Below are 383 nucleotides of genomic sequence, written 5' to 3'. Positions count from 1 at the left end.
ACCGCTGAAAGCATCTAAGTGGGAAGCCCACCTCAAGATGAGTACTCTCACTACGGTAAGTAGGTAAGGTCACGGGCAGAACACCCGTTAATAGGCTCTATGTGGAAGTACAGTAATGTATGTAGCAGAGGAGTACTAACAGACCGAGGGCTTGACCTCTATATTCTTAATTGCTATTATTATTTCTCGTTCTCGAATGCAGTCTTCAGGGTTTCTGTCAAGTTAAAACTCAGATTTCAAAACTTGACTTTTGACTTTTGACTTTTGACTTTTGACTTCCCAACAGGCTTTCCTGGTGTCTATGGCGCGGTGGAACCACACTGATCCCTTCCCGAACTCAGAGGTGAAACGCTGCTGCGGCGACGATAGTTTGGGGGTAGCCC

The 383-nt window shown here is 46.2% G+C and carries 2 rRNA genes; both read left to right on the top strand.

Features of this window, described 5'->3' with window-relative positions:
* Positions 1–159, top strand: a 23S ribosomal RNA gene (locus FFO06_RS20880); the annotation flags it as partial.
* 132 nt (positions 160–291) lie between these two features.
* Positions 292–383 (top strand): 5S ribosomal RNA (gene rrf / locus FFO06_RS20875); the annotation flags it as partial.

Origin of the sequence: Dolichospermum planctonicum (genome assembly GCF_005402965.1) — a bacterium.
Taxonomy (GTDB): Bacteria; Cyanobacteriota; Cyanobacteriia; order Cyanobacteriales; family Nostocaceae; genus Dolichospermum; species Dolichospermum planctonicum.
This window is presented reverse-complemented; position numbering and strand designations above follow the sequence as displayed.